Here is a 670-nt window from a genome sequence, read left to right on the forward strand (position 1 = left end):
TTTGCCGATCCAGCCCAGATGGGTTTCCAGGATCTGGCCGATGTTCATACGACGCGGCACACCATGGGTGTTGAGGATGATGTCGACCGGAGTGCCGTCCGGCAGGAACGGCATGTCCTCGGTCGGCAGGATCTTGCCGATCACACCCTTGTTACCGTGACGGCCCGCGAGCTTGTCACCGTCCTGGATCTTGCGCTTCTGCGCCACATACACCCGCACCAGCTCGTTGACACCCGGCGGCAGATCATCGTCGTCCTCACGGGAGAACACCCGGATCCCGATCACCTTGCCCGACTCACCATGGGGCACCTTCAACGAGGTATCACGCACCTCACGCGCCTTCTCCCCGAAGATCGCCCGCAACAGGCGCTCCTCCGGCGTCAGCTCGGTCTCACCCTTCGGGGTCACCTTGCCCACCAGGATGTCACCGTCACGCACCTCGGCGCCGATCCGCACGATGCCACGCTCGTCCAGATCGGCGAGCACCTCATCGGAAACATTCGGGATATCACGCGTGATCTCCTCGGCACCCAGCTTGGTGTCACGAGCATCGATCTCGTGCTCCTCGATATGAATCGAGGTGAGAACGTCCTCCTCCACCAACCGCTGCGACAGGATGATCGCGTCCTCGTAGTTGTGACCCTCCCACGGCATGATCGCCACCAGCAGG

The 670-nt window shown here is 62.2% G+C and carries 1 pseudogene; it reads right to left on the reverse strand.

What is annotated here, in order from left to right:
* Positions 1 to 670, reverse strand: a pseudogene (locus NNI01S_RS33020) (DNA-directed RNA polymerase subunit beta); the annotation flags it as partial.

Source organism: Nocardia niwae NBRC 108934 = DSM 45340 (assembly GCF_001613465.1).
Taxonomy (GTDB): Bacteria; Actinomycetota; Actinomycetes; order Mycobacteriales; family Mycobacteriaceae; genus Nocardia; species Nocardia niwae.